Consider the following 21,654-nt stretch of genomic DNA (forward strand, 5'->3'; position numbering starts at 1 on the left):
GCCTTGTCTAGTCTTCGCTCGCCGACTTTTCGTGCAAACCCTAGCTCTTTTGCAATAGCACCCTGAACTTGCATGCATTCGGCCAAGGTCGTCTTGGCTGACCGGCTAGATATATCTAGACTGCAGCCATACCGCTTTAAAACAGATAAACGTTAAAACAAATAAAAGCAGGAGAGCTCAATGGCCAAAGTGCTCGTCGTCGATGACGAACCCAACATTGTTTTATCGCTAGAGTTCTTGATGGAGCAAGCAGGGTTTGAGGTCGTCACTGCCGAAGATGGTGAACAGGCCCTGGCAAGAGTGAATGATAGCCAGCCTGATCTACTGCTACTTGATATTAGCCTGCCGGGGATTAGCGGTTTTGACGTTTTAGAGCGACTGCGGAGCGAAGCGGCTACCGCCCAGCTCCCCATTATTATGTTGACCGCTCACGGGCGTGACGTTGAGCGGGAAAAAGGCATGGCGCTGGGCGCCGATGATTACATCACCAAGCCCTTCTCTACTCAGTCGCTGGTCGAAAAAGTCAAAGCGCTACTGATTGAGGAGCAGCCATGACCCGAGGCGGGCTGCCCAAGCGTCAGCGCCTGATTGGCCTCTGGTTGCTACTTAGCGGCATCAGCCTGCTGGGTGGAGCCATTTTCGCCGCTTGGCTGGATGCCAAGCTTGCTCCCACAGGCGTAACGCGCATCGCTCTCTGGCTAGGCAGTTTCTCCGGTGGCGCGACGATTTTTTTAGTCGGTTTACTGCTTGAGCGCATGCTGTTTACCCCGCTGCGCCATTTACAGGTGCAGCTGGCACGCCTGGTCGCCAACCCGGACGCCCGAGACGAGCACCCACCCGAAGGTTGGCTAAAAGGGCTGGGGCCCGACCTACGTCGAGTACGCGAAAGTTGGCGATCAGATCGCAGTCGCCTTGCCACCGCTCACGCTGACGGCGCCCGCAGCGCTGCACGTATTCGTCAGGAGCTGGAAACGCTGCTGCAAGTGCTCGAAACACCGCTGCTACTGTGTGATCACCACCGCCGGCTCATGCTGTTCAATCAGGCAGCCGAGGACTTCTTTGAGGGTAATACCGGGTTAGGGCTGGGTAAACGCCTGGAGGCGCTGCTGCCAGTAGCAAGCTTACAACAAATGCTCGGTCAACTGCCTAATGACGGCTCCCCGCGCGAGTTACTCGCTCCCTGTGATGACCGCTGGCTCAAAGTCATTTTACGCCGCGTACCGGGTAGCGATGGCGAAACACTGCTGACTTTTAGTGACGCCACCGCCTCTTGGTCGAGCGAAATGGGCGTTAGAGCGGAACTGGCGGCCATGCTGACCCCGCTTCGCCAGCATACCGCCAGCCTGACCAGCGCTGCTGATGCGCTGATACAGCTGCGCGATCAAAATGACGCCAGTACATCCTCTTTACGCCAGCGTTTTGAGCGGGTAATCCACGAGGAAGGCGTTACGCTTGGCGACAACGTGGCTAAAATCGGCCAGCTACTCGACGACATGCAACACCAGGGCGAGCGCTTGACGCCCATGTGGTCAAACGATTTCTGGCAAGCGTTGGATGAGCGTCTTGATCCGGAGCACCGCCTAATCACCCCGGTGGGCATGCCAGCCTGGTTTAAAGGCGACGCTCCGGCACTCATTGCGCTGTTCGACTCTTTAGTCAAATACCTCAATACCCATCTGCCTGACAGTGGCTTTGAGGGTGAGATGTGCCTGGGCAATAAGCGCGTCTATCTCGACCTTATTTGGCGCGGCAAAGCAATCCCTGAACACGAACTGGCGGAGTGGCGCCAGCAGCCGCTAAACTCCCTGCCATTGACGCCAAGCGTCGCGGATGTGCTGCGCCAACACGCCAGCGACATCTGGAGCCTTGCCGACGATGACGGCGTTCATTCACGTCTGCGACTCCCCCTGCCCGCCATGGAGCGCGTCGGCGCCCCACGAGAAACCGCCCCGCCGCGCCCTGAATTCCATGACTTTGGCATTGCCGACCTGCCTCCACCAGATGAAGCGCTGGCCAGCCGAACACTGCGCAGCCTGGAAATAGTCGCCTTTGATACGGAAACCACCGGGCTTGAGCTACGCCGAGGCGACACCGTCATCAGTCTTGGCGCCTGCCGCGTGGTCAACGCCCGTTTATTGGCAAGCGAGGTCTTCGATCAAAAAGTTGATCCGCAGCGGCCGATCCCGCCGGCTAGCACCGCGATTCACGGCCTTACCGATGCCGATGTGATCGGTGCGCCACCGCTGGATATTGTGCTTACCCGCTTTCGTGATTATGTCGGCGAAGCCGTCTTGCTGGCCCATAATGCCGCCTTTGATCTGCTTGCCATTAGCCACAAAGGGGTCGTTTTTGATATCCCTGTGATCGATACCCTACTGATTTCACGGGCACTGGACGAAGCACTCGATGGGCATGATCTGGATAGCCTTGCCCAGCGCTATGATCTGGCTTTTCCGCCGGGCACCCGCCACACTGCATTAGGCGATGCTCGTGTTACCGCCGAGCTATGGCTAGCTTTGCTGCCACGCCTAGAAGCCCGCGGCGTCGATACCCTTGAGCAGTTGTTAGCGCTGCAAGCCAACGCCTTCGACCGACAGGATGCCAGTGCCTAATGAAACCGTTCGGTGTTAAATCACGCCAAACAGAGCGCCTAATGGCTCTGGTGGCGATTGCCCTGCTACTGTTCTGCCCGCCGCTGATTATCGTGGTGGATCGCCTTCCCGCGTTTAGCGTGGGCTGGCTACCGCTCTATCTATTTATCGCCTGGGCTGGGGTGATCGGCTTAACCGCCTGGCTGATGGAACAGCGTGCAGGCCGCTAACCATGCGTAGTGAGGCGATTATCCTCGGCACCGCTTTTGGCTACTTGGCGCTGCTGTTTGTGGTCGCCGCCTGGGGCGACCGGCGGGCAGAGCAGGGTCGTTCCATCATTGGCTCGCCAACGGTATATGCCCTTTCTATTGCTGTTTACTGCACGGCCTGGACGTTCTACGGCAGCGTAGGGCGCGCCACTGAGTATGGCCCCAGTTTTATGCTCATCTATCTGGGGCCGACGCTGGCGATGCTGTTGGCCCCTTTTGTTATACGCAAGATGGTGCGCATTGCAGCGCGGCAACGGATCACCTCAATTGCCGACTTTATCAGTGCCCGCTACGGCAAAAGCACCAGTTTAGGCGCACTGGTTGCCCTAATGGCGCTGATTAGCATCACCCCCTATATTGCCCTGCAGTTAAAAGCCATCACTGTTAGCCATGCGGTACTGATCAATTATCCCCGCGCGGCCGACACTACGTTGGTGGATGAACACTTCTGGATGGATAAGTCCCTCTGGGTCGCCCTGGTGTTGGCGGTGTTTATTATTCTGTTTGGCACACGCCACCTGGATGCCAGCGAGCGCCATGAAGGCATGGTGGCAGCGATCGCCGTGGAATCTATCGTTAAGCTGGTAGCCTTTATGGCCGTTGGCGTGTTCGTGGTGTTTGTGATGTTTGAAGGCCCCGCCGCGCTGTTTGCCCAGGTAGCGGCCACGCCGGCCCTTGTCGATAGCATGCGGTTGAATAGTGTTCCTGGTGGGGTCACCGGCTGGGTGGGCATGCTGGTGCTGGCCTTTTTGGCCTTCTTAACCTTGCCTCGCCAATTCCAGGTATTGGTGGTGGAGAATGTCGATGAGCAGCACTTAGCCAGAGCAAGCTGGCTATTCCCCCTCTACATGCTGCTGATTAATCTGTTCGTTATTCCCATTGCGCTGGCTGGCCTGCTGTTAGGCGTAAGCGCAGGTGATCCAGACAGCTTCGTACTCACGCTGCCGCTCTCAGCTGGTTTAGAAGGGCTGCCGCTACTGGTCTTTATTGGTGGCCTCTCTGCGGCGACAGGCATGGTGATTGTGGAGACAATCGCGCTTTCCACTATGGTTAGCAATCAGTTGGTGATGCCACTGCTGCTTCGCTCACGGCGCCTGCACCTGAGTACCAAAGGGGAGCTTGCCGGCTGGCTGTTGGGTATTCGGCGCATCGCTATCGTGCTGATTCTACTGCTTGGCTATCTCTATCATGCTCTGATTGGTGACTCCTATAGCCTTGTCACTATTGGCTTGGTCTCCTTCGCTGGGGCCGCGCAGTTTGCTCCAGCGCTTTTGATTGGACTCTATTGGCGTGGCGCTACTCGCCAAGGCGCCACCGTTGGTTTAATCGCCGGGTTCTTAATCTGGTGCTATACCCTGCTGCTACCCGGGTTTGCTCAATCCGGTTGGTTGGATACAGCACTGCTCACCAAGGGGCCATGGGGTATCGGTTGGCTAGTGCCCTACAGCTTATTCGGGCTCGAAAATTGGGATATTTATACCCATTCGCTGCTCTGGAGCATGTTGGCCAACGTGGGGCTATTGGTGGGGGTATCGCTGTTTACCCGCCCTACACCCCTTGAGCAAACTCAGGCGGCACTGTTCACCGAAGCGATGCACCCCAATTTGCAAACCACCTCACTGTCTACATCACTATGGCGCGGGCAAACTACCCAGGGTGCACTCAAAGAACTACTCGTTCGCTATCTTGGCACCCCGACCACCCGCCGCGTATTCAGCCATAGCGGAACCAAAAGCGCTTATGCAGCGGACGAGCCAGCCACCGCGGAGCTGATTACTCGCGCCGAACAGGCACTGGCGGGGGCGTTGGGTAGCTCCTCAGCGCGAGTATTGATCAACTCGGTGGTACGCGGCGAAGCACTGGATATTGAGTCGATTCTGAGCATTCTGGACACGACCTCACAAACTCTGGAGTACAACCGCCGTTTGGAGCAGAAGTCTCAGGAGCTGGTGCAAATTGGCGAAGAACTGCGTAGTGCCAATGAGCGCCTGCGTGAGCTGGATCGCTTGAAAGATGAGTTTGTCGCCATGGTCAGCCACGAGCTACGCACGCCGCTCACCTCGATTCGCGCCTTTGCCGAAATATTGCGCGATAGCAGCCAACTGCCTGATGAAAAACGTCAGCATTTTCTTGGCGTGATCGTCCACGAGAGCCAGCGCCTGTCACGTTTAATTGAAGAAATTCTGGATCTTGCCCGTCTGGAGAGCGGCCGTTTAACGCTTAACCCCGTTCCTCTTGATCTTGCCGCCCTGACTCGGCATAGCATTGATGCTATTGCGCATCTGCATGAGGAGCGCGGCATAGTGCTAGACGTTAGCTTAGAAGCTGACCCTGCGATGGTGGTTGGCGATCATGACCGTTTAGAACAGGTGATTATTAACCTGCTTGATAACGCGGGTAAGTTTGCCGATCGGGAGCAGCCAAAAGTGCGCCTCACGCTTTATCGTCATCGCCGTCATTTCCGTCTGAGCGTAGAGGATAACGGTGCGGGTATTAGCGAAGATGAGCGTGAGCGGGTATTTGAAAAATTCCATCAAATTCAGCAAGGCGATGATATTCCCCGTGGTCGGCCAAGGGGCAGCGGCTTAGGACTACCGATTAGCCGGGGCATTATCGCCCACCTGGGGGGACGGCTTTGGGTCGAGGATGCTAAAACCTTAGGCGGTGCCTGCTTAACGCTAGAACTCCCCGCTGCGCCTCCAACATAAAGCGTTGATTCCTTATTGGTGACAACGGCTAGCCTTGCTCACTAAAACTAAGTTATTCTTTACTCCAGAGTTCTACTTTCGCCTGAAGAAGCATGTCGTGGATGAGCCGATGAAAAATGAGTGTCACCTTCCTCAAAAAGCGAATACAAATGAGTACACTATTGCGATCCAGCCAATAGTGGATGCTCAGCTACGTCATGTCGCCGATGAACTTCTTTATCGGGCTAATGAAACGAATCAGACTGCTAACGTTTTTGATAATGTCCAAGCCACCGCCAGAGCATGTGCTATTGCTGTCTATGAAATTGGCCTGGATAAACTTTGCGGCACACGCCAGCTGTTTATTAATGCTTCTGCAGACTGGCTCACCAATCCAGACCTGACTGGGCTACCTAGTCAACAAATAGTCATTGAGGTTCTCGAGGATACTTCACCTACTAAAGAAGTTATTGATGCCTTGCACTACATTAAAAGCCAAGGGTATAAATTAGCGTTAGATGATTTTATCCTAGATGAACATAACCATGCATTTCTGCCCTTCTGCGACATCGTCAAATTTGACATATCCAACGACTTACCTAAAAAACTAATAAAAAAGCTACACAAAGAAGGGATTACACTTCTGGCTGAACGAGTTGAGACACAGGAAGAGTTCAAGCAGTGTAAAGCGCTAGGTTTTACTCTTTTCCAGGGCTATTTTTATGAGCGCCCCAAAACCCAACTAACTCAAACAGCTCGTCTCTCAACGTCACGCGCCAATCAAATGCAGCTACTCTCCGCACTGTATAGTGACAATGTGCGTCTCTCTGAAATCAGTACGTTAGTGGCTAGGGATCCTTACTTACTGAGCGCAATATTCAAGCGCGCAAACTCCGCGGAGAAGGGCTCACGTCGTCCCACGACGAAACTGATTGATTGTTTACATATTATAGGGCTGAGGGAGCTACGTACCCTAGTTACTATTGTTATGCTCGCTGACAACAGCCCTGTGAGCAAACTTAACCTTATCAAAGGGTTAACCCGGGCATTTGCATGTAAAATGATGGCCGACCAACGTAGACTCGATGAACAGGAAAGCTTTATCGCGGGTTTATTCTCGCTAATGCCTACCATCCTGGGGATTAGTGCCGAACTCATGAAGAATGAAATCAGGCTTGGGCGCTTTATTGAAGATGCTATCAATCAGCGTATAGGCTCATTAGGTAAGTTACTTAATGATGTGGAGGCCGCAGAGAGTCAATTTTCTCCTCTAGATTTTCCATCCGACGTCATGCTCCAAGCGGCTTCTAAAGCGCGCTCGCTTGTTTATACCGACGCTAGCTGATTTATTTTATACGCTGCTTTGAGCGCTAGCACTCAAACGTTTAATCTGCTGTAGATCAAACTTCAGCAGTAATCGCTCGTCTTCGCGCAGGCGCCGCAGGTCAACCCAGCCATCTGCAGCCTGACCGCGAGCTTTGTTATACCGCTGCTGATCCAATAGGCGCTGCTGCAGTCGCTCAAAAGCGGCTACAAGCAACGCCGATTCAGCCGACGTTAGCGCATCCGTTGCATGGCTTAGCGCGATCAATCGCTCGCGGGTGGGTATATCGCGCAGCCCGTACCGCAAGCAGAGTAAGCGTGCAGCGCTAATCAACGGCAACAAGCCTTGATGCTTAAGATTAAGGGCTTGTTCGTGAGGGGCATCCAGGCCCGGGCTTGAGGCAAACCGCCCAAAGCGATCCAGCGCCACCGGCAGCTCATCCAGTAGCGCCGCCATTTCATCCATAAACAGTGGCGCTTTGGGAAGTGTCGAAGCGATGCTCTCACCCAACTGCTTAGCAAGCGCCGGATTACCAGCGACCGGGGCAAAATCGAGTAAGATATTAGTCTGTTGTACGCGCTTTACCCGGCGGTCAGCGCTCCAAATGTCTAGCTGCGCGTGCCACTCACTCAGCCGTTTGCGCCACATCGGCCATCGCGCCATGACATGGCCATTGCAGAGCGGAATACCGGCCTCATCCAGGCGCTGGGTAAACCGCTCGCCCAGCGCTTGAAAGTAGCCGTCGATCTCTACGTGGCGATGGTCAGGATAATCGTCAATAATCAGCGCATTATCCTGGTCGGGGCCTAGCAGGCTCTCAAAACGCGCCGCGGAACCTAGTAGCAGTATGCAGTAGTCGACTGGCGGAGCGCCCCACCCCTGCGCCTGCATTTCGTCCAGGGATTGCGCAATAGCCTGACGATAAAGTAAAGCATTGTGGTCGCTGATGATTTGGCTAATACGCCAGGCGGGTAAATCATAATGCACCAACGTTTCGACCAGCGGCAGTTGCCACGCATAGACGTCAGCTAATGAGGTTTGCGGCGAGGGGAATGTAGAGAAGAGTTTCGAGAAGAGATGATCTAACGGCGCATTAAGCGCCGAGGTATTAAGCGTTCCATCCTCATGGAACAGAGAGCGCCAGGGTGAGGCTTGGTGTACTAAACGCATACGCCTCTCCTTTACTAGAATGATATGATGGCGTTGTTGCTACTCGCCCTCGCCTGCCCTGCGCGGGTCTGGCTCGAACATCGCTTCACCTACTTCATCAATATAGCGCTGCGCTTTGGTGATCATCATGGCATCACAGGCCTCTCGCCCTGGGAGCATATCGGAACGCTCAAAGCGGTGCTCAAGAGTTTCACCACTGGCGTCGGCCTTGCGAATCCAGCCACTGACGCGGTACTGACCGCTCTGATTGTCTGGCTGAGAGACAATCTCGTAACCTTTGTATTCCACCGGCTCAGCAGCTTTGGTGGTAGCACCTGGCTCAGCCTGACGATCACTACCGAAGAGACCGGAAAATAATTTCTTAAGCATAATGGCTCCTTTGCTTGCAGGGCGGCAAGGAGATGGCCACCCTGCAAGATATAAGCTGCTTTTATCAGCGCTTCATTAGCTCTGCTTACGACCCTTGCCTGCGGCAATGCGCAAACGCAGCGCGTTTAACTTAATAAAGCCTTCGGCATCTTTCTGATTGTAAGCGCCAGCATCATCTTCAAAGGTAGCGATTGATTCATCAAACAGCGACTCATCGGATTTGCGTCCCACTACGGTAGCGCTGCCTTTGTAGAGCTTCATACGCACGACACCCGCTACATTCTTTTGGGTCTCGTCAATGGCCGCCTGCAGCATGCGACGCTCAGGGCTCCACCAGTAACCGTTGTAGATCACTTCTGCGTACTTCGGCATCAACTGATCTTTTAGGTGGGCTTCTTCGCGGTCTAGGGTGAGCGACTCAATGGCACGGTGAGCACGCAACATAATGGTGCCCCCTGGCGTTTCATAGCAGCCACGAGATTTCATGCCCACGTAGCGGTTTTCAACAATATCCAAACGACCGATACCGTTGTCGCCACCCAGCTTGTTGAGTTTTTCGAGCACTTCATGGGCTTTCAACAGCTCGCCGTCGATGGCCACGATATCGCCCTTTTCAAACGTCAGTTCAACATAGGTGGGCTGGTCGGGCGCGGCTTCAGGAGAGACACTCCAGCGCCACATATCGTCTTCAGCTTCGGCCCAGGGATCTTCCAAAATGCCGCCCTCATAGGAGATGTGCAGCAGGTTGGCATCCATTGAGTAGGGCGATTTTTTCTTTTTATTAGAAAAATCGACCGGAATTTTATGCTCTTCGCAATACGCCATTAGCTTTTCGCGGGAAGTTAAATCCCACTCCCGCCAAGGGGCGATCACTTTTACGCCGGGCTTCAGGGCATAGCCGCCAAGTTCGAAACGCACCTGGTCGTTGCCTTTACCCGTAGCACCATGGGAAATAGCGTCAGCACCCGTTTCATTGGCAATTTCGATCAACCGCTTGGCAATCAGCGGACGAGCGATAGAGGTACCCAGCAGGTACTCGCCCTCATAGATAGTATTGGCGCGGAACATCGGGTAGACGTAGTCACGCACGAACTCTTCACGCAAGTCTTCGATGTAAATCTCTTTCACGCCAAGCGCTTGCGCTTTAGTTCGCGCCGGTTCGACTTCTTCACCCTGACCGATGTCGGCAGTAAAGGTCACTACCTCGCAGTTGTAGGTTTCTTGCAACCACTTAACGATAACGGATGTGTCCAGGCCGCCTGAATATGCCAGCACAACCTTTTTGACATCGGACATTCTTTGCTCCTCGTTGACCATAAGATGTTCATTCGTAAAAACTACACTTGCCACTAGTGCCTGGCGAATGTGATAGCTCGTATTTGATAGCTCGTTGGAGTAAACCGTTGAGACTAACGTTGAGTATAGCGTTCTCAATGCCCAGCGAATACCGTCAACGACGCCTGGGGGCTAAAGCTGCTAGAATCTCCCCATTCAAAGCGGTGGTTTGCCGCTGATGTTGACTGATGACTCGCTTTACTATTACTCGCTTTAAACCAAGGAGAGCTGCATGAGCGAGGCTATTGCCCGCGAATTAATGGCCCAACGTTTTCGCAGTTACCTGCCTGTGGTCGTTGATTTAGAAACCGGGGGATTTAATGCCCAAGGCGACGCTGTACTCGAGATAGCCGCCGTCACGCTGACCATGGATCCGGAGGGCAACCTGCTTCCTGATGCTACCTATGCCTACCACATTCAGCCCTTTGAAGGGGCGAATGTAGAGCAGTCTGCGCTCGATTTTACCGGTATCAACCTGGACGACCCCCTGCGTCGCCAGGTGGCGCTGAGCGAGTCTGAAGCGCTGGGCGAAATTTTCCGTCCGATTCGTAAATCGATCAAAGCCCACGACTGCACGCGCGCTATTTTAGTCGGCCATAATGCGGCGTTCGACCAGGGCTTCTTGAACGCGGCGGTCAATCGCTGCGGCATTAAGCGCAATCCTTTTCACCCGTTCTCAAGCTTTGATACCGCCACCCTTGCAGGCCTGGTCTATGGTCAAACGGTACTTGCCCGGGCCTGTCGTGCCGCAGGCATTGAGTTTGACAACAAAGCCGCTCACTCCGCTCGTTATGACACCGAGCGCACTGCCGAACTGTTTTGCGCGATGGTTAATCGCTATAAAGACCTGGGTGGCTGGCAACTTGCCCAGCGCGAGCAAGAGATGGATGGTGCGGATTAACACCTCGCCGTCAACAACGTAGCCGCTGATGCAGAGAGCCATTGATGCAGAGAACTGGGCTTTACGCTAAACTTCGCCCCATTACAGCAATCTGGTTTAGCACCGACAATGCCGGGTAGCGGGTATTTGGCGGTGATAAATATATCGATTAAAACTATCCGTTTTTAGGAGATGAGACGTTTCCATGGCCCAGCATAATGCCTTTTACGCCCAATCAGGTGGCGTCACCGCCGTGATCAACGCCAGCGCCTGCGGCGTTATCGAAGCCTGCCGTCAAGCCCCCGATCAAATTGGCAAGGTTTACGCCGGTCATAACGGCATTATCGGTGCCTTAACGGAAGACCTTATCGACGTTACCCAGGAGAGCGATGAGGCAATTGCAGCGCTGCGCCATACGCCGGGCGGCGCTTTTGGCTCCTGCCGCTATAAGCTCAAAGATATTGACACCCACCGTGCCCAGTACGAGCGCTTGATCGAAGTCTTCAAAGCCCACGATATTCGCTATTTTTTCTATAACGGCGGCGGCGATAGCGCCGACACCTGCTTAAAGGTCTCTCAACTTTCCGAGAAGCTGGGCTATCCGCTGACCGCTATCCACGTGCCTAAAACCGTCGATAACGACCTGCCGATTACCGATAACAGCCCGGGCTTTGGCAGCGTGGCCAAGTATATTGCCACCTCAACGCTGGAAGCATCGCTGGATATCGCCTCCATGTGCGCTACCTCCACCAAGGTATTTGTGCTCGAAGTGATGGGCCGCCACGCGGGCTGGATTGCCGCTGCAGGTGGTTTAGCCGGCGAAGCCGAAGGCGAGCCGCCGCATATGATTATCTTCCCGGAAATCCCCTTTAACCGTAAAGCGGCCATGGCACGGGTTGAAGAAAGCGTTAAACAGTATGGCTACTGCGTTATTGTGGTTTCTGAAGGCGCTCGCTACGAAGATGGCACTTTCCTGGCCGATGCAGGTAACACCGATGCGTTCGGCCACCGCCAGCTTGGCGGCGTGGCACCAACACTTGCCGGTATGATCAAGCAGGATTTGGGCTACAAGTATCACTGGGCAGTGGCCGACTATCTGCAGCGCGCGGCGCGTCATCTGGCATCTAAAACCGACGTTGAACAAGCCTATGCGGTGGGTCGCGAAGCAGTAACCTTGGCGCTGGCGGGTAAAAACGCCATGATGCCCGCCATTCGTCGCATCTCTCAGGCGCCCTACCAGTGGGATGTGATCTCTGCCCCGCTCTCCCAGGTGGCCAACCAAGAGAAGTTTATGCCCCGTGACTTTATTAGCGAAAACGGTTTTGCCATTACCCAGGCCTGCCGGGACTACCTCTCACCGCTGATTCAGGGCGAAGACTTCCCACCGTTCGAGAATGGCCTACCCAAAGTCGCCAAACTGAAACTGGCCAAAGCAGAACGCAAGTTGCCCATTTTTACGCTGTAAACGGATCACCGGTCATTGCGAACTGAGATTGCTTCGTCGCTTCACTCCTCGCAATGACCTACCCTTATGTCATTGCGAACGCAGTGAAGCAATCTCGGGGTTGGCTGCCACAATACACTTAGATTCCCGCGTCGCTTCGCTCCTCGCAATGACATAATCTTATTTATCCACCTTTACTACTTGGAGTTAGCGTAGCAACCAGGAAAGCACTAGCAGCAATAACAGAATTCCCGCTACACCCTGCCAGAAACGCCGCGGCTCCTGGCGGCTCTCTTCCCGATTGGGCAGCCGCCCGAGCGGCACCCTAAGCGCATGCAAAAACTCGGACATACGCCTAAACCGCAACGCCCTTTGTGGATCCAAGGCGCGGCGTAGTGCATCGTCTAATTCCTGAGAGATTTCAGGATTGGTGGTTCGCGCGCTGCGATAGGTCAACTCTTCGAGGTCGGTATGGCTGCGCAGCCTGTTGGGAGTCAGTGTATAAGGTAACGCACCGGTCAATAGCCAGTAAGTAGTGGAGGCTAGCGAGTACTGATCACTACGCCGACCGATGCTGTCGCCCAAGGCATACTCAGGTGCGCTGTGTTCGTTAAAGCCAATCTGCCTGAGCAACTCACCTGAGTGGCGATGCCCTTCCCCATCACGCATATGGCAGGCACTAAAATCGGTGAGCACGAGCTTGCCGTGAGGGTCGATCAAAATATTATCGGGATTGATCTGCTGATGAATAATGTCCCGATGATGCAGCGCTTGCACCGCTTTACCCAACTGATTGGCAATGTCCAGGCGCTGGGTCAGGCTGGCTTGAGGATGGCGCTCTGCCCACTGCCGCAGCGTCTCGCCTTCAATATGCTGCATCAGATAATAGAGGTAGCGTCGTGGCCGAGATGGTTCCATCACCTTAACCACAAAGGGGGAGTTAACCCGCTCCACTACCCACTGCTGGAGCAGAAAGTGCTCAAGATAGGCATTGCGCAACGAGAGCTCGGGGCTGGGCGCTTTCATGACCATTTCCCGTTCGCTATGCACATCACGGACACGGTACACCCGCGACTGCGCCGTTCGCGATAGCACGGCGAGAACCTCCAGGCCATCTAAACGCTCACCCGGCGCCAGCTCAGGGGGAATGGGTAGATCACCGTAGAGCTGCCCCGGGTGCTCGGCGACCTCATCGGGTAATTCATCGATACGTACCAGCTGAAAGCAGAACTGATCACCGCCATAGCCACGCTCCTGGGCGCGCTGCTTCGCCTCATCAGCTAGCCGCTCGCAGGCGGCATCCAGATCACTGGCATCCTGGCGAATCAAGCGCACATAGTCGGAAGGTAGCAGCGTGCCGCGCACGCCCTGGGTAGTGAACAGAAACAGATCGCCCTGCTTAAGCGCAATGTGGGTGTAATCGATATCGACGCTGCCATCCAGACCCAGTGCCCGTGAAGGATAACGATAGCCACCTAAATCAGTCACATGGTCGCGGCTTAGCTGTTCAAACTCGGCACCCCGTAAGCGAAAGACCAGCGTATCGCCCATATGGAACAGGTGGGCTTCACGGCCACGAAACACCATCGCCGACATGGATGAAACAAAACTACCCTCTTTCACATGCTGGCTTTGGCTGTAGCACCAGCTATTAAGCGCGCGCAGTACGCGGGTGGCAGAGGTTTTTACGTCCCAGTGATCGGGGGTGGAGAAGTAGTCGGCCAGGAAGCCGCGTACGCTGATATCACCGGCCTGTTTGGCCATGGTATTGCGTGAAATGGAGTCGCTGATCACCGCACAGCCGCCTTTGGCGCGAAGCAGCGGTGCTTCAGGAAAGCGAACTGACATTGAACTGCGATGCAGGCGCCGATCGGGCGCGACAAACGCTTGACCATAACTAATGAGCAACTGGGCGTGCGACAAGTCATCCTCCTAGGCTGCCGACTCGATCGAGGGACATCACTGCCAACCAACACTATTGATAAACTCTGGCTATGATACACGCAGCGGAACAGAAACGATGCCCACCAAACGTCTCTATCGTATTCGTCCAAATGGCAGGACATATGAATGATCACCCACGAGCAACCTATGTCGCATTGGTAATCGTGCAGTCATGTTCGTATAATTCTCCGCCATAAACGACTCTGACACGTTTGCCTAACCACGGCACGACTCTAGCCACAGCACTACCAAGGAATCAACGATGAACTTCGATAATATCCCTGCTGGAAAGGATCTCCCCAACGACGTTTACGTGGTGATCGAAATTCCAGCCAACCACGACCCGATCAAATATGAAATTGATAAGGACATGGGCGCGCTACTCGTTGACCGCTTTATGGCCACTCCCATGTTCTACCCCGCCAATTACGGCTTTATCCCGCATACCCTCGCCGACGATGGCGATGCGCTGGACGCCTTGGTGGTTACCCCGCACCCGGTTCAACCTGGCAGCATTATTCGCGCGCGCCCGGTAGGCATTCTGAACATGACCGACGAAGCCGGTGAAGATGCGAAGTTGATCTGCGTACCCCATGCCAAGCTAAGCTCGCTCTACGACGATGTCCACGAAGTTACCGACCTGCCTGAGCTACTGCGCCAGCAAATTGCTCACTTCTTTGAGAACTACAAAGATCTCGAGAAAGGCAAATGGGTAAAGGTTGAGTCATGGGAAGGTGCTGACGCTGCGCGTAAGGCGATTGAAAAGTCCGTAACCGCCTATCAAAAAGCGTAACAATCTCCTTGCGGTGTATTTTTCTGCCGCCAATGGGATAAAAGGCCGCCTTCAGGCGGTCTTTTTATATGCGTAGGATTAAGGCACTGTTAGGGGCCGCGTCACGTCACCGCAGCGTATACGCCAGGGACTTAAGGTTGCGGTATGCTGTTCGCCTTTCATTGCGATGCCATTGATTAAGGACGCACCGTGTTATCTCTTAAACGCCTGAGCCTGTTTACATTATTGATTTTCTTTCTTGGCTTGCTACCGCTAAGTGCAAACGCCCAATGGTTTTCATCGTCTAGCAACCAAGATGAATTTTTGCCGGTTATGGAAGCCTTTCAGCCGACTGCTTGGCATGATGGCGATACGCTCTATATCGGCATGGATATCGCAGATGAGTACTACCTATATCGCCACCAGTTCGCGGTAGTCAGCCAAACGGAGGATGTCAGTCTCGGCGACCCCATTATCCCCCAAGGCATCTTTACCAACGATGAGTTTATGGGCGATGTGTATGTGTTCCGCGATCAGGTAGTGTTTGAAGTACCGCTGAAAGCACCCTACTCAGGCCCGCTCAATATTGCCCTGACCTTTCAAGGCTGCGCAGATGCCGGGCTCTGCTACCCTCCAGAGCAAACAACCCTAGAGGCCAGCGAAACCCAACCCCCCAGCCAGTTTTCCGATTGGCAAGCCGATAGTACGGCATCCAGTCCAGCAGCCAACACTTCAGCCGCTAACACCTCTGAACAGAATGGTTTCGCCGCCCCCAAAAGCGAAGATAGCCGCTTTAGCGCTTTGATTAGCGATGCTAGCCTACCACTGGCGCTGGGGCTGTTTTTTATTGCTGGCCTGGGGCTTACCTTTACCCCCTGCGTGTTGCCGATGATTCCAATTTTGTCATCGATCGTGGTTGGCCAGAATCCCACACGCCCCCGCGCCTTTGCCCTTTCGTTAAGCTATGTGCTCGGCATGGCGCTGACCTACGCCCTGGTCGGGGTGTTAATGGGACTGTTTGGCGCCGGGCTTAATCTTCAGGCGCGACTGCAGTCAGCACCGGTATTGATCATCTTTGCAGTGCTCTTCACGCTATTTGCCCTGGCCATGTTTGGGGCATTTAACCTCAATCTATCGCCTCGTTTAGCCAACCGTGTTGACGCTTGGCAGGCACGCGCTCAGCGCAGTGGCCCGGGCGGCCTAGCGCTGGCTGGTGCCCTCTCGGTCTTGGTGGTATCGCCCTGTGTAACGGCGCCTTTGGCCGGTACGCTGGTGTTTATCTCTTCAACAGGGGATGCCGCGATGGGCGGCGCGGTGCTGTTTGCGCTGGGCATGGGCATGGGCGTGCCACTGCTTTTGGTCGGTACCTTTGGCGCCACGCTGCTGCCCCGTTCCGGCGCCTGGATGAACGGCGTAAAAATTGCCTTTGGCCTTTTGCTGCTGGGCGTAGCGATTTGGATGATCGAGCGTTTAGTGTCCGCGCCTATTGCGCTGCTGCTATGGGCAGCCCTTGCTATCGGCACGGCACTGGCACTTGGGGCGCTGAATTTCAATCAGCCGCAGGGGTGGCCGCGGGCACGCCAAACGCTGGGGCTTATGCTGCTAGCTTGGGGGATAGTGTTGGTGATTGGCGCCGCTCAGGGGGGCAGTAACCCCTTGCGCCCCCTGGCGGCAACCTCCAGCATTTCCGGCGAACCTCAGGCAGAAGCACTCGACTTCATCGAGGTCAACAGCTTAACTGAGCTTGAAGCGGCTATTGCACAAGCTGAAGACGCCAACCAGCCCGTCTTTGTCCACTTTACCGCCGACTGGTGTATTTCATGCAAGCTGCTGGAGCGGGATGTTTACCCCGACCCGCAGGTCGTCGCAGCGCTTAATGATTACACCTTGATCGCCGCCGACGTCACCCGCACGGACTCTCAAAGCCGTGAGTTGCTCAACCAATATAATCTTTTCGGCCCACCCAGCCTGCTCTTTTTCAGCCAGGGTGAGGAGATTCGCGACGCACGCATTCAAGGCGAAGTGACCGCCGATCAGTTGCGCGAACATCTGGAGTCAGTAAGCCAGTGGCTAGCAAATAGCTAAGCTCAAACCCTATGCTGGCTACTCATTGAGGCACTAAAGCCGCTTTCTGACGCGAACATCGTCAAACAGTTGTTTAATTCTTAACTACATGATGGCTTGGACGTTGGCGTAGGCAGTTGCTGGACATCCTGGCACTTTTTCGGCAAACTCCGCTCCCATATTAGCTAAAAACTTGCTTTTTTAACGGTGAGAACGGGGTAACGTTCGCTAACATGCAGCGTTCTCTTCATTTTTAAATTTGGTTTACTGCGCAACGTACGCGCCATAAAGAGCTTCCTGCACTTATGCTCGCGCGCTTTGTGACTACCTTTTATGACATTGATGGGGCTATGCCATGGATATCCGCAAAGTTAAGAAACTGATTGAGCTACTCGAAGAATCCAATATTAGCGAGATTGAAATTCAGGAAGGCGAAGAGTCAGTCCGCATCAGTCGTCACCCTAATGGCGCTTCGTGGCAGCCACAGCCGATGCCGCAGTATGCGCAGCAACCTGGCTATGCGCCGGCTCCCCCCGCAGCGGGCGCTCCAGCATCAGCACCGGCTGCTGAAGCAGAGCCTCAGGGCGCAAGCTACCGTGGCGAGGCAGTCAACTCTCCCATGGTAGGCACCTTCTACCGCAGCCCAGCGCCGGGCGCCAAATCGTTTGTGGAAGTCGGCGATAGCGTCAAACAAGGTGACACTGTATGCATCATTGAAGCCATGAAAATGATGAACCAGATTGAAGCTGACCGTGACGGTGTAGTGGAAGCCATCCTGGTGGAAGATGGCGAGCCTGTAGAATTCGATCAACCCATGATCGTTATCGCTTAATCTTTCATTTTCAACACGGGTGGACTCTCCCATGCTGGACAAGGTACTTATCGCCAACCGCGGCGAGATTGCCCTCCGTATCCTACGGGCCTGTAAAGAACTCGGCATCAAAACCGTAGCGGTACACTCCAAAGCTGATCGTGAACTGATGCACGTTCGCCTGGCGGATGAAGCCGTGTGTATTGGCCCGGCATCGTCAGCGCAGTCTTACTTAAACATTCCGGCCCTAATCAGTGCAGCCGAAGTCACCGACTCGACCGCCATTCACCCCGGCTATGGCTTTTTGTCTGAAAACGCCAACTTTGCTGAACAGGTTGAGCGCTCAGGCTTTACCTTTATTGGCCCCCGCGCCGAGACGATTCGTCTGATGGGCGACAAAGTCAGCGCCATCCAGTCGATGAAGGAAGCGGGCGTTCCCACGGTGCCAGGCTCAGACGGTCCCTTGGGTGATGATGACGCAACGAATCTCGCCACGGCACGTCGCATTGGCTACCCGGTGATCATTAAGGCTGCCTCTGGCGGTGGCGGTCGTGGTATGCGCGTGGTGCACACTGAAGGCCATCTGCTTTCAGCGATTACCGTTACTCGCACTGAAGCCCACGCCGCCTTCGGTGACGGCACGGTCTACATGGAAAAATTCCTTGAGAAGCCGCGCCACGTGGAAGTACAAGTATTAGCCGACGGCCAGGGTAACGCGATCCATCTTTATGACCGCGACTGCTCGCTGCAACGTCGTCACCAGAAAGTGCTTGAAGAAGCCCCGGCACCAGGCCTTGACCCAGACGCCCGTGCTCAGGTGCTTGAAGCGTGCCGCCAGGCATGTATCAAGATCAACTACCGTGGTGCGGGCACCTTTGAATTCTTGTATGAAGATGGCGAATACTTCTTCATCGAGATGAATACCCGCGTTCAGGTCGAGCACCCGGTCACCGAAATGGTCACTGGCGTGGATATCGTCAAAGAGCAGTTGCGTATTGCCTCAGGCCTGCCGCTGTCGATTCGCCAGGAAGATGTGCAACTCAACGGCCACTCCTTCGAGTGCCGTATTAACGCCGAAGACTCGCGTACCTTTATGCCGTCTCCCGGCAAGGTAACGCTGTTTCACGCACCGGGTGGCCTCGGCGTGCGGATGGATTCCCATCTCTATACCGGCTACACCGTGCCGCCGCACTATGACTCTCTGATCGGCAAACTGATCACCTGGGGCGCGGATCGTGAAATAGCCCTGACACGGATGCGTAACGCCCTCGACGAGCTACTGGTGGAAGGCATTAAAACCAATATCGACTTGCAAAAGGATTTGGTTCGCGACAGCTACTTCCGTCAAGGCGGTGTCAACATTCACTACCTGGAAAAGAAACTCGGCAGCTAATGCAGCAGCCAAGCGCTTTCCAGCGCACTGTGTGATACCCAGCGGGGTGGCCATGTCCACCCCGTCCTTGTCTTTACTCCATGTGTCTGTACTGTATTTATCTTTAATTCGCCTTGCGGAGAACCTCCATGCCCTGGCTTCAACTCAAAGCCCACGTCGCCCCCGAACAGGCAGAGTTCCTAGAAGAACTACTGCTTGACGAAGGCGCAACGGCTATTGGTCTTCAGGATGCCCACGATGATCCGGTATTTGAGCCAGAGCGTGGCACCACACCGCTGTGGGAAGATACCATCCTTACCGGCTTATACGATGACCTGGAGGGGGTCGAGAGCATGCTGGAGCGTATCGAGGCCGCCTGGTCAGAGCAGATGCCTGGTGAGCCCTGCCCGACCATCGAGTATGAGCTGCTAGCTGATCGAGATTGGGAGCGCGAGTGGATGGATGACTTCACGCCGCTGCGCATGGGTCAACGCCTGTGGATTGTACCCAGCTGGCACGAACCACCCGAGGCCGACGCCGTTAACCTGATACTCGACCCGGGCCTCGCCTTTGGTACCGGTACGCACCCCACCACAGCGCTGTGCCTGGAGTGGCTGGACGAGCTCGCCGTGGCTGGCCACTTGGCCCAGCAAACCGTACTGGATGTGGGTTGCGGTTCTGGCATTCTCGCTATCGCCGCGCTCAAACTGGGCGCTAGCCACGCCGACGCCACCGACATTGATCCCCAGGCGCTGCAGGCCAGCCGAGACAACGCCGAACGGAATGGTATTGCCGAGCCGGACCTAAACCTCTACTACCCTGAGCAGTTAAGCGACGGCGGTGACTATCCTATCGTAACCGCCAATATTTTAGCGGGGCCGCTGGTCGAACTAGCGCCAATGATTGCCGGGCACGTGGCGCCAGGTGGGCGCATTGCGCTATCGGGGGTGTTGGCAAACCAGGCCAATGAGGTTTACGAGGCCTATGCAGCGCAAGGCATTGCTATGGATGAACCGGTGATTCGCGAAGGCTGGGTGCGGCTTAGTGGCTTGCGTCCACGTTAAAGCGGCAATTGGCCTTCACCCCACCACCGAGTAGGCGTATCATACGCCTCCTTGAAACGCCTACTCGCCGTTAGCACTGCACCCATAGCTTAAAACCAACAAAGTCTGACGCCATGACGTTAACCACACTACCTGCCAGCATTGGCCCGTTTGCATTACCTAATCGAGTAATGCTTGCGCCCATGGCTGGCGTCACTGACCGACCTTTTCGCCAGCTATGCCGGCGGCTTGGGGCTGGCTGGGTAGTGGGCGAAATGGTCACTTCAGACCCTAGTTTGTGGCATACTCGTAAATCGCAGCTGCGCATGGATCACCGCGGTGAACCTGACCCGCGAGTGGTGCAAATTGCCGGAGGCGACGCTGAAATGCTCGCCCAGGCGGCGCGCTTGAATGCCGAGCTGGGCGCCCAGATTATCGATATCAATATGGGCTGCCCGGCTAAAAAAGTATGTAACAAGGCGGCAGGGTCGGCGCTCCTTCGAGATGAAGCCTTGGTGGCCGAAATTCTCGATGAAGTAGTGGCAGCAGTTGATATACCCGTGACGCTAAAAATACGCACGGGCTGGTGTGCCGAATCCAACAACGCCCTGCGCATTGCCCGGCTCGCCGAGTCAGCCGGCATTCAATCGTTAGCGATACATGGCCGTCATCGCCAGCAGCGCTATACTGGAAAAGCAGAGTACGACACAATTGCCGAGATTAAGTCTCACCTATCGATCCCGGTGATTGCCAACGGCGACATAACAAGTCCGGAAAAAGCCGCCGAGGTACTCGCTTATACCGGCGCTGATGCCGTGATGGTAGGCCGCGCTGCGCAGGGCAACCCATGGATATTTCAACAGATCAGCCACTACCTCCAGCATGGAGAGCGGATGGCACTGCCAAGTCTTTCGGAGCGTCACCAAGTGCTCCACGGGCACGTTGAAGCGCTGCATGAGTTTTATGGCACCACCATGGGTGTACGTATCGCGCGCAAGCATGTCGGCTGGTACCTCAGCGATGACCAACGCTTTACGCCGCCCCAACAGCGCGCGCTTAAGCAGCAGTTCAATGCGTTAGCGTCACCTGAAACGCAATTTGATTGGATCAACGACGCGATGGCCCCCGGCGCCGCCTCGCGTTTGCTAGCCAAAGGAAACCATGCTGCATGACCGAACGCGATCTTCTCTCTAGCGACACCTATTCAAGCGATAGCTATTCCAATGATGTCGGCTCCAGCGATAGTTACTCCCATTTAGCAGGCACGCTAGCGGATCCTGCAGCCAACTCACCGCCGCAGCCGCTTCGGGAGGCAGTGGAAACGGCCATGCGACGCTACTTTGAACATTTAGATGGCAGCCAGGCGACCGATCTATACGCCATGGTGATGGCCGAAGTTGAGGCGCCTTTACTTGCCTGCGTCTTGGAGCACACCGACGGCAATCAGACCCGTGCCGCCGATGCGCTAGGGCTAAACCGTGGCACCCTGCGCAAAAAACTCAAGCTATACGGACTTATCGAAGGTGACGCCCCATAACCAGGGGCGTTGTTGTTTTTAATTCTCGACTCTGCACACGAG

At 55.0% G+C, this 21,654-nt stretch carries 18 protein-coding genes; 14 read left to right on the forward strand and 4 right to left on the reverse strand.

Annotated features, from left to right (window positions below; genetic code table 11):
- Positions 1–180: 180 nt before the first annotated feature.
- From AC4EYZ_RS00365 to AC4EYZ_RS00385, 5 genes are all read left to right on the forward strand, one after another.
- Positions 181–555, forward strand: a complete 375-nt coding sequence (locus AC4EYZ_RS00365) for a response regulator transcription factor (RefSeq protein ID WP_022523646.1) — start codon at positions 181–183, stop codon at positions 553–555.
- Positions 552–2,612 (forward strand): 3'-5' exonuclease, encoded by a 2,061-nt coding sequence (locus AC4EYZ_RS00370; protein ID WP_022523647.1) that lies wholly within the window; start codon positions 552–554, stop codon positions 2,610–2,612. The genes AC4EYZ_RS00365 and AC4EYZ_RS00370 overlap by 4 nt, the downstream gene beginning before the upstream one ends.
- Positions 2,612–2,821, forward strand: coding sequence for a hypothetical protein (locus AC4EYZ_RS00375; RefSeq protein WP_022523648.1), 210 nt, complete (start codon positions 2,612–2,614; stop codon positions 2,819–2,821). Before AC4EYZ_RS00370 ends, AC4EYZ_RS00375 begins: the two co-directional genes overlap by 1 nt.
- Before the next feature lie 2 nt (positions 2,822–2,823).
- Complete coding sequence (locus AC4EYZ_RS00380) at positions 2,824–5,568, forward strand: ATP-binding protein (protein ID WP_022523649.1); 2,745 nt, start codon at positions 2,824–2,826, stop codon at positions 5,566–5,568.
- Between the two features lie 97 nt (positions 5,569–5,665).
- Entirely contained in the window at positions 5,666–6,892 is a 1,227-nt protein-coding gene (locus tag AC4EYZ_RS00385; RefSeq protein ID WP_238326100.1) for an EAL and HDOD domain-containing protein, read from the forward strand.
- Positions 6,893–6,898: 6 nt separating this feature from the next.
- Here AC4EYZ_RS00385 and AC4EYZ_RS00390 read toward each other — a convergent pair whose 3' ends face one another.
- The 3 genes from AC4EYZ_RS00390 to AC4EYZ_RS00400 form a co-directional block, all read right to left on the reverse strand.
- Entirely contained in the window at positions 6,899–8,041 is a 1,143-nt protein-coding gene (locus AC4EYZ_RS00390; protein WP_022523651.1) for a DUF294 nucleotidyltransferase-like domain-containing protein, read from the reverse strand.
- 39 nt (positions 8,042–8,080) lie between these two features.
- Positions 8,081–8,410, reverse strand: a complete 330-nt coding sequence (locus AC4EYZ_RS00395) for an HlyU family transcriptional regulator (RefSeq protein WP_022523652.1) — start codon at positions 8,408–8,410, stop codon at positions 8,081–8,083.
- 75 nt (positions 8,411–8,485) lie between these two features.
- On the reverse strand, positions 8,486–9,706 hold the full coding sequence (locus AC4EYZ_RS00400) for an argininosuccinate synthase (protein WP_022523653.1): 1,221 nt from the start codon (positions 9,704–9,706) through the stop codon (positions 8,486–8,488).
- A 271-nt stretch (positions 9,707–9,977) separates the two neighbouring features.
- On the opposite strand from AC4EYZ_RS00400, the gene rnt reads away from it, so the two are divergent.
- Both rnt and AC4EYZ_RS00410 read left to right on the forward strand, forming a co-directional pair.
- Complete coding sequence (gene rnt / locus AC4EYZ_RS00405; protein ID WP_009286574.1) at positions 9,978–10,646, forward strand: ribonuclease T; 669 nt, start codon at positions 9,978–9,980, stop codon at positions 10,644–10,646.
- 184 nt (positions 10,647–10,830) lie between these two features.
- Positions 10,831–12,090 carry a 6-phosphofructokinase gene (locus AC4EYZ_RS00410; protein WP_022523654.1) on the forward strand — a complete coding sequence of 420 codons (1,260 nt, stop codon included), beginning with the start codon at positions 10,831–10,833 and terminating at the stop codon, positions 12,088–12,090.
- A gap of 186 nt (positions 12,091–12,276) precedes the next feature.
- Here the strand turns inward: AC4EYZ_RS00410 and AC4EYZ_RS00415 are convergent, their stop codons facing one another.
- On the reverse strand, positions 12,277–13,992 hold the full coding sequence (locus tag AC4EYZ_RS00415) for a bifunctional protein-serine/threonine kinase/phosphatase (protein ID WP_009286572.1): 1,716 nt from the start codon (positions 13,990–13,992) through the stop codon (positions 12,277–12,279).
- Between the two features lie 283 nt (positions 13,993–14,275).
- Between AC4EYZ_RS00415 and ppa the strand changes: the two genes are divergently transcribed.
- The 7 genes from ppa to fis all read left to right on the forward strand — a co-directional run bounded on the left by ppa (position 14,276) and on the right by fis (position 21,612).
- Positions 14,276–14,806: an inorganic diphosphatase gene (gene ppa, locus AC4EYZ_RS00420; protein ID WP_022523655.1), complete on the forward strand. Its 531-nt coding sequence runs from the start codon at positions 14,276–14,278 to the stop codon at positions 14,804–14,806.
- Positions 14,807–14,995: 189 nt separating this feature from the next.
- Positions 14,996–16,870, forward strand: coding sequence for a protein-disulfide reductase DsbD (gene dsbD, locus AC4EYZ_RS00425; RefSeq protein WP_022523656.1), 1,875 nt, complete (start codon positions 14,996–14,998; stop codon positions 16,868–16,870).
- Positions 16,871–17,204: 334 nt separating this feature from the next.
- Positions 17,205–17,681 (forward strand): acetyl-CoA carboxylase biotin carboxyl carrier protein, encoded by a 477-nt coding sequence (accB, locus tag AC4EYZ_RS00430; protein ID WP_022523657.1) that lies wholly within the window; start codon positions 17,205–17,207, stop codon positions 17,679–17,681.
- A gap of 31 nt (positions 17,682–17,712) precedes the next feature.
- Positions 17,713–19,053 (forward strand): acetyl-CoA carboxylase biotin carboxylase subunit, encoded by a 1,341-nt coding sequence (accC, locus tag AC4EYZ_RS00435; protein WP_022523658.1) that lies wholly within the window; start codon positions 17,713–17,715, stop codon positions 19,051–19,053.
- Between the two features lie 128 nt (positions 19,054–19,181).
- Positions 19,182–20,096, forward strand: a complete 915-nt coding sequence (gene prmA / locus AC4EYZ_RS00440) for a 50S ribosomal protein L11 methyltransferase (RefSeq protein ID WP_022523659.1) — start codon at positions 19,182–19,184, stop codon at positions 20,094–20,096.
- Between the two features lie 113 nt (positions 20,097–20,209).
- Entirely contained in the window at positions 20,210–21,247 is a 1,038-nt protein-coding gene (gene dusB / locus AC4EYZ_RS00445; RefSeq protein ID WP_022523660.1) for a tRNA dihydrouridine synthase DusB, read from the forward strand.
- Positions 21,244–21,612 (forward strand): DNA-binding transcriptional regulator Fis, encoded by a 369-nt coding sequence (fis, locus tag AC4EYZ_RS00450; RefSeq protein WP_022523661.1) that lies wholly within the window; start codon positions 21,244–21,246, stop codon positions 21,610–21,612. Before dusB ends, fis begins: the two co-directional genes overlap by 4 nt.
- Positions 21,613–21,654 lie beyond the last annotated feature (42 nt).

Source organism: Vreelandella sp. 162(4c), assembly GCF_058152265.1.

What these genes read in the sequence shown, in the direction of transcription:
- prmA (WP_022523659.1), top strand. Translation starts at nt 19,182, where the DNA reads ATGCCCTGGCTTCAACTCAAAGCCCACGTCGCCCCCGAACAGGCAGAG.
- AC4EYZ_RS00375 (WP_022523648.1), top strand. Translation starts at nt 2,612, where the DNA reads ATGAAACCGTTCGGTGTTAAATCACGCCAAACAGAGCGCCTAATGGCT.
- AC4EYZ_RS00395 (WP_022523652.1), bottom strand. Translation starts at nt 8,410, where the DNA reads ATGCTTAAGAAATTATTTTCCGGTCTCTTCGGTAGTGATCGTCAGGCT.
- fis (WP_022523661.1), top strand. Translation starts at nt 21,244, where the DNA reads ATGACCGAACGCGATCTTCTCTCTAGCGACACCTATTCAAGCGATAGC.
- accC (WP_022523658.1), top strand. Translation starts at nt 17,713, where the DNA reads ATGCTGGACAAGGTACTTATCGCCAACCGCGGCGAGATTGCCCTCCGT.
- AC4EYZ_RS00410 (WP_022523654.1), top strand. Translation starts at nt 10,831, where the DNA reads ATGGCCCAGCATAATGCCTTTTACGCCCAATCAGGTGGCGTCACCGCC.
- accB (WP_022523657.1), top strand. Translation starts at nt 17,205, where the DNA reads ATGGATATCCGCAAAGTTAAGAAACTGATTGAGCTACTCGAAGAATCC.
- AC4EYZ_RS00390 (WP_022523651.1), bottom strand. Translation starts at nt 8,041, where the DNA reads ATGCGTTTAGTACACCAAGCCTCACCCTGGCGCTCTCTGTTCCATGAG.
- dusB (WP_022523660.1), top strand. Translation starts at nt 20,210, where the DNA reads ATGACGTTAACCACACTACCTGCCAGCATTGGCCCGTTTGCATTACCT.
- rnt (WP_009286574.1), top strand. Translation starts at nt 9,978, where the DNA reads ATGAGCGAGGCTATTGCCCGCGAATTAATGGCCCAACGTTTTCGCAGT.
- ppa (WP_022523655.1), top strand. Translation starts at nt 14,276, where the DNA reads ATGAACTTCGATAATATCCCTGCTGGAAAGGATCTCCCCAACGACGTT.
- AC4EYZ_RS00365 (WP_022523646.1), top strand. Translation starts at nt 181, where the DNA reads ATGGCCAAAGTGCTCGTCGTCGATGACGAACCCAACATTGTTTTATCG.
- AC4EYZ_RS00400 (WP_022523653.1), bottom strand. Translation starts at nt 9,706, where the DNA reads ATGTCCGATGTCAAAAAGGTTGTGCTGGCATATTCAGGCGGCCTGGAC.
- AC4EYZ_RS00370 (WP_022523647.1), top strand. Translation starts at nt 552, where the DNA reads ATGACCCGAGGCGGGCTGCCCAAGCGTCAGCGCCTGATTGGCCTCTGG.
- AC4EYZ_RS00380 (WP_022523649.1), top strand. Translation starts at nt 2,824, where the DNA reads ATGCGTAGTGAGGCGATTATCCTCGGCACCGCTTTTGGCTACTTGGCG.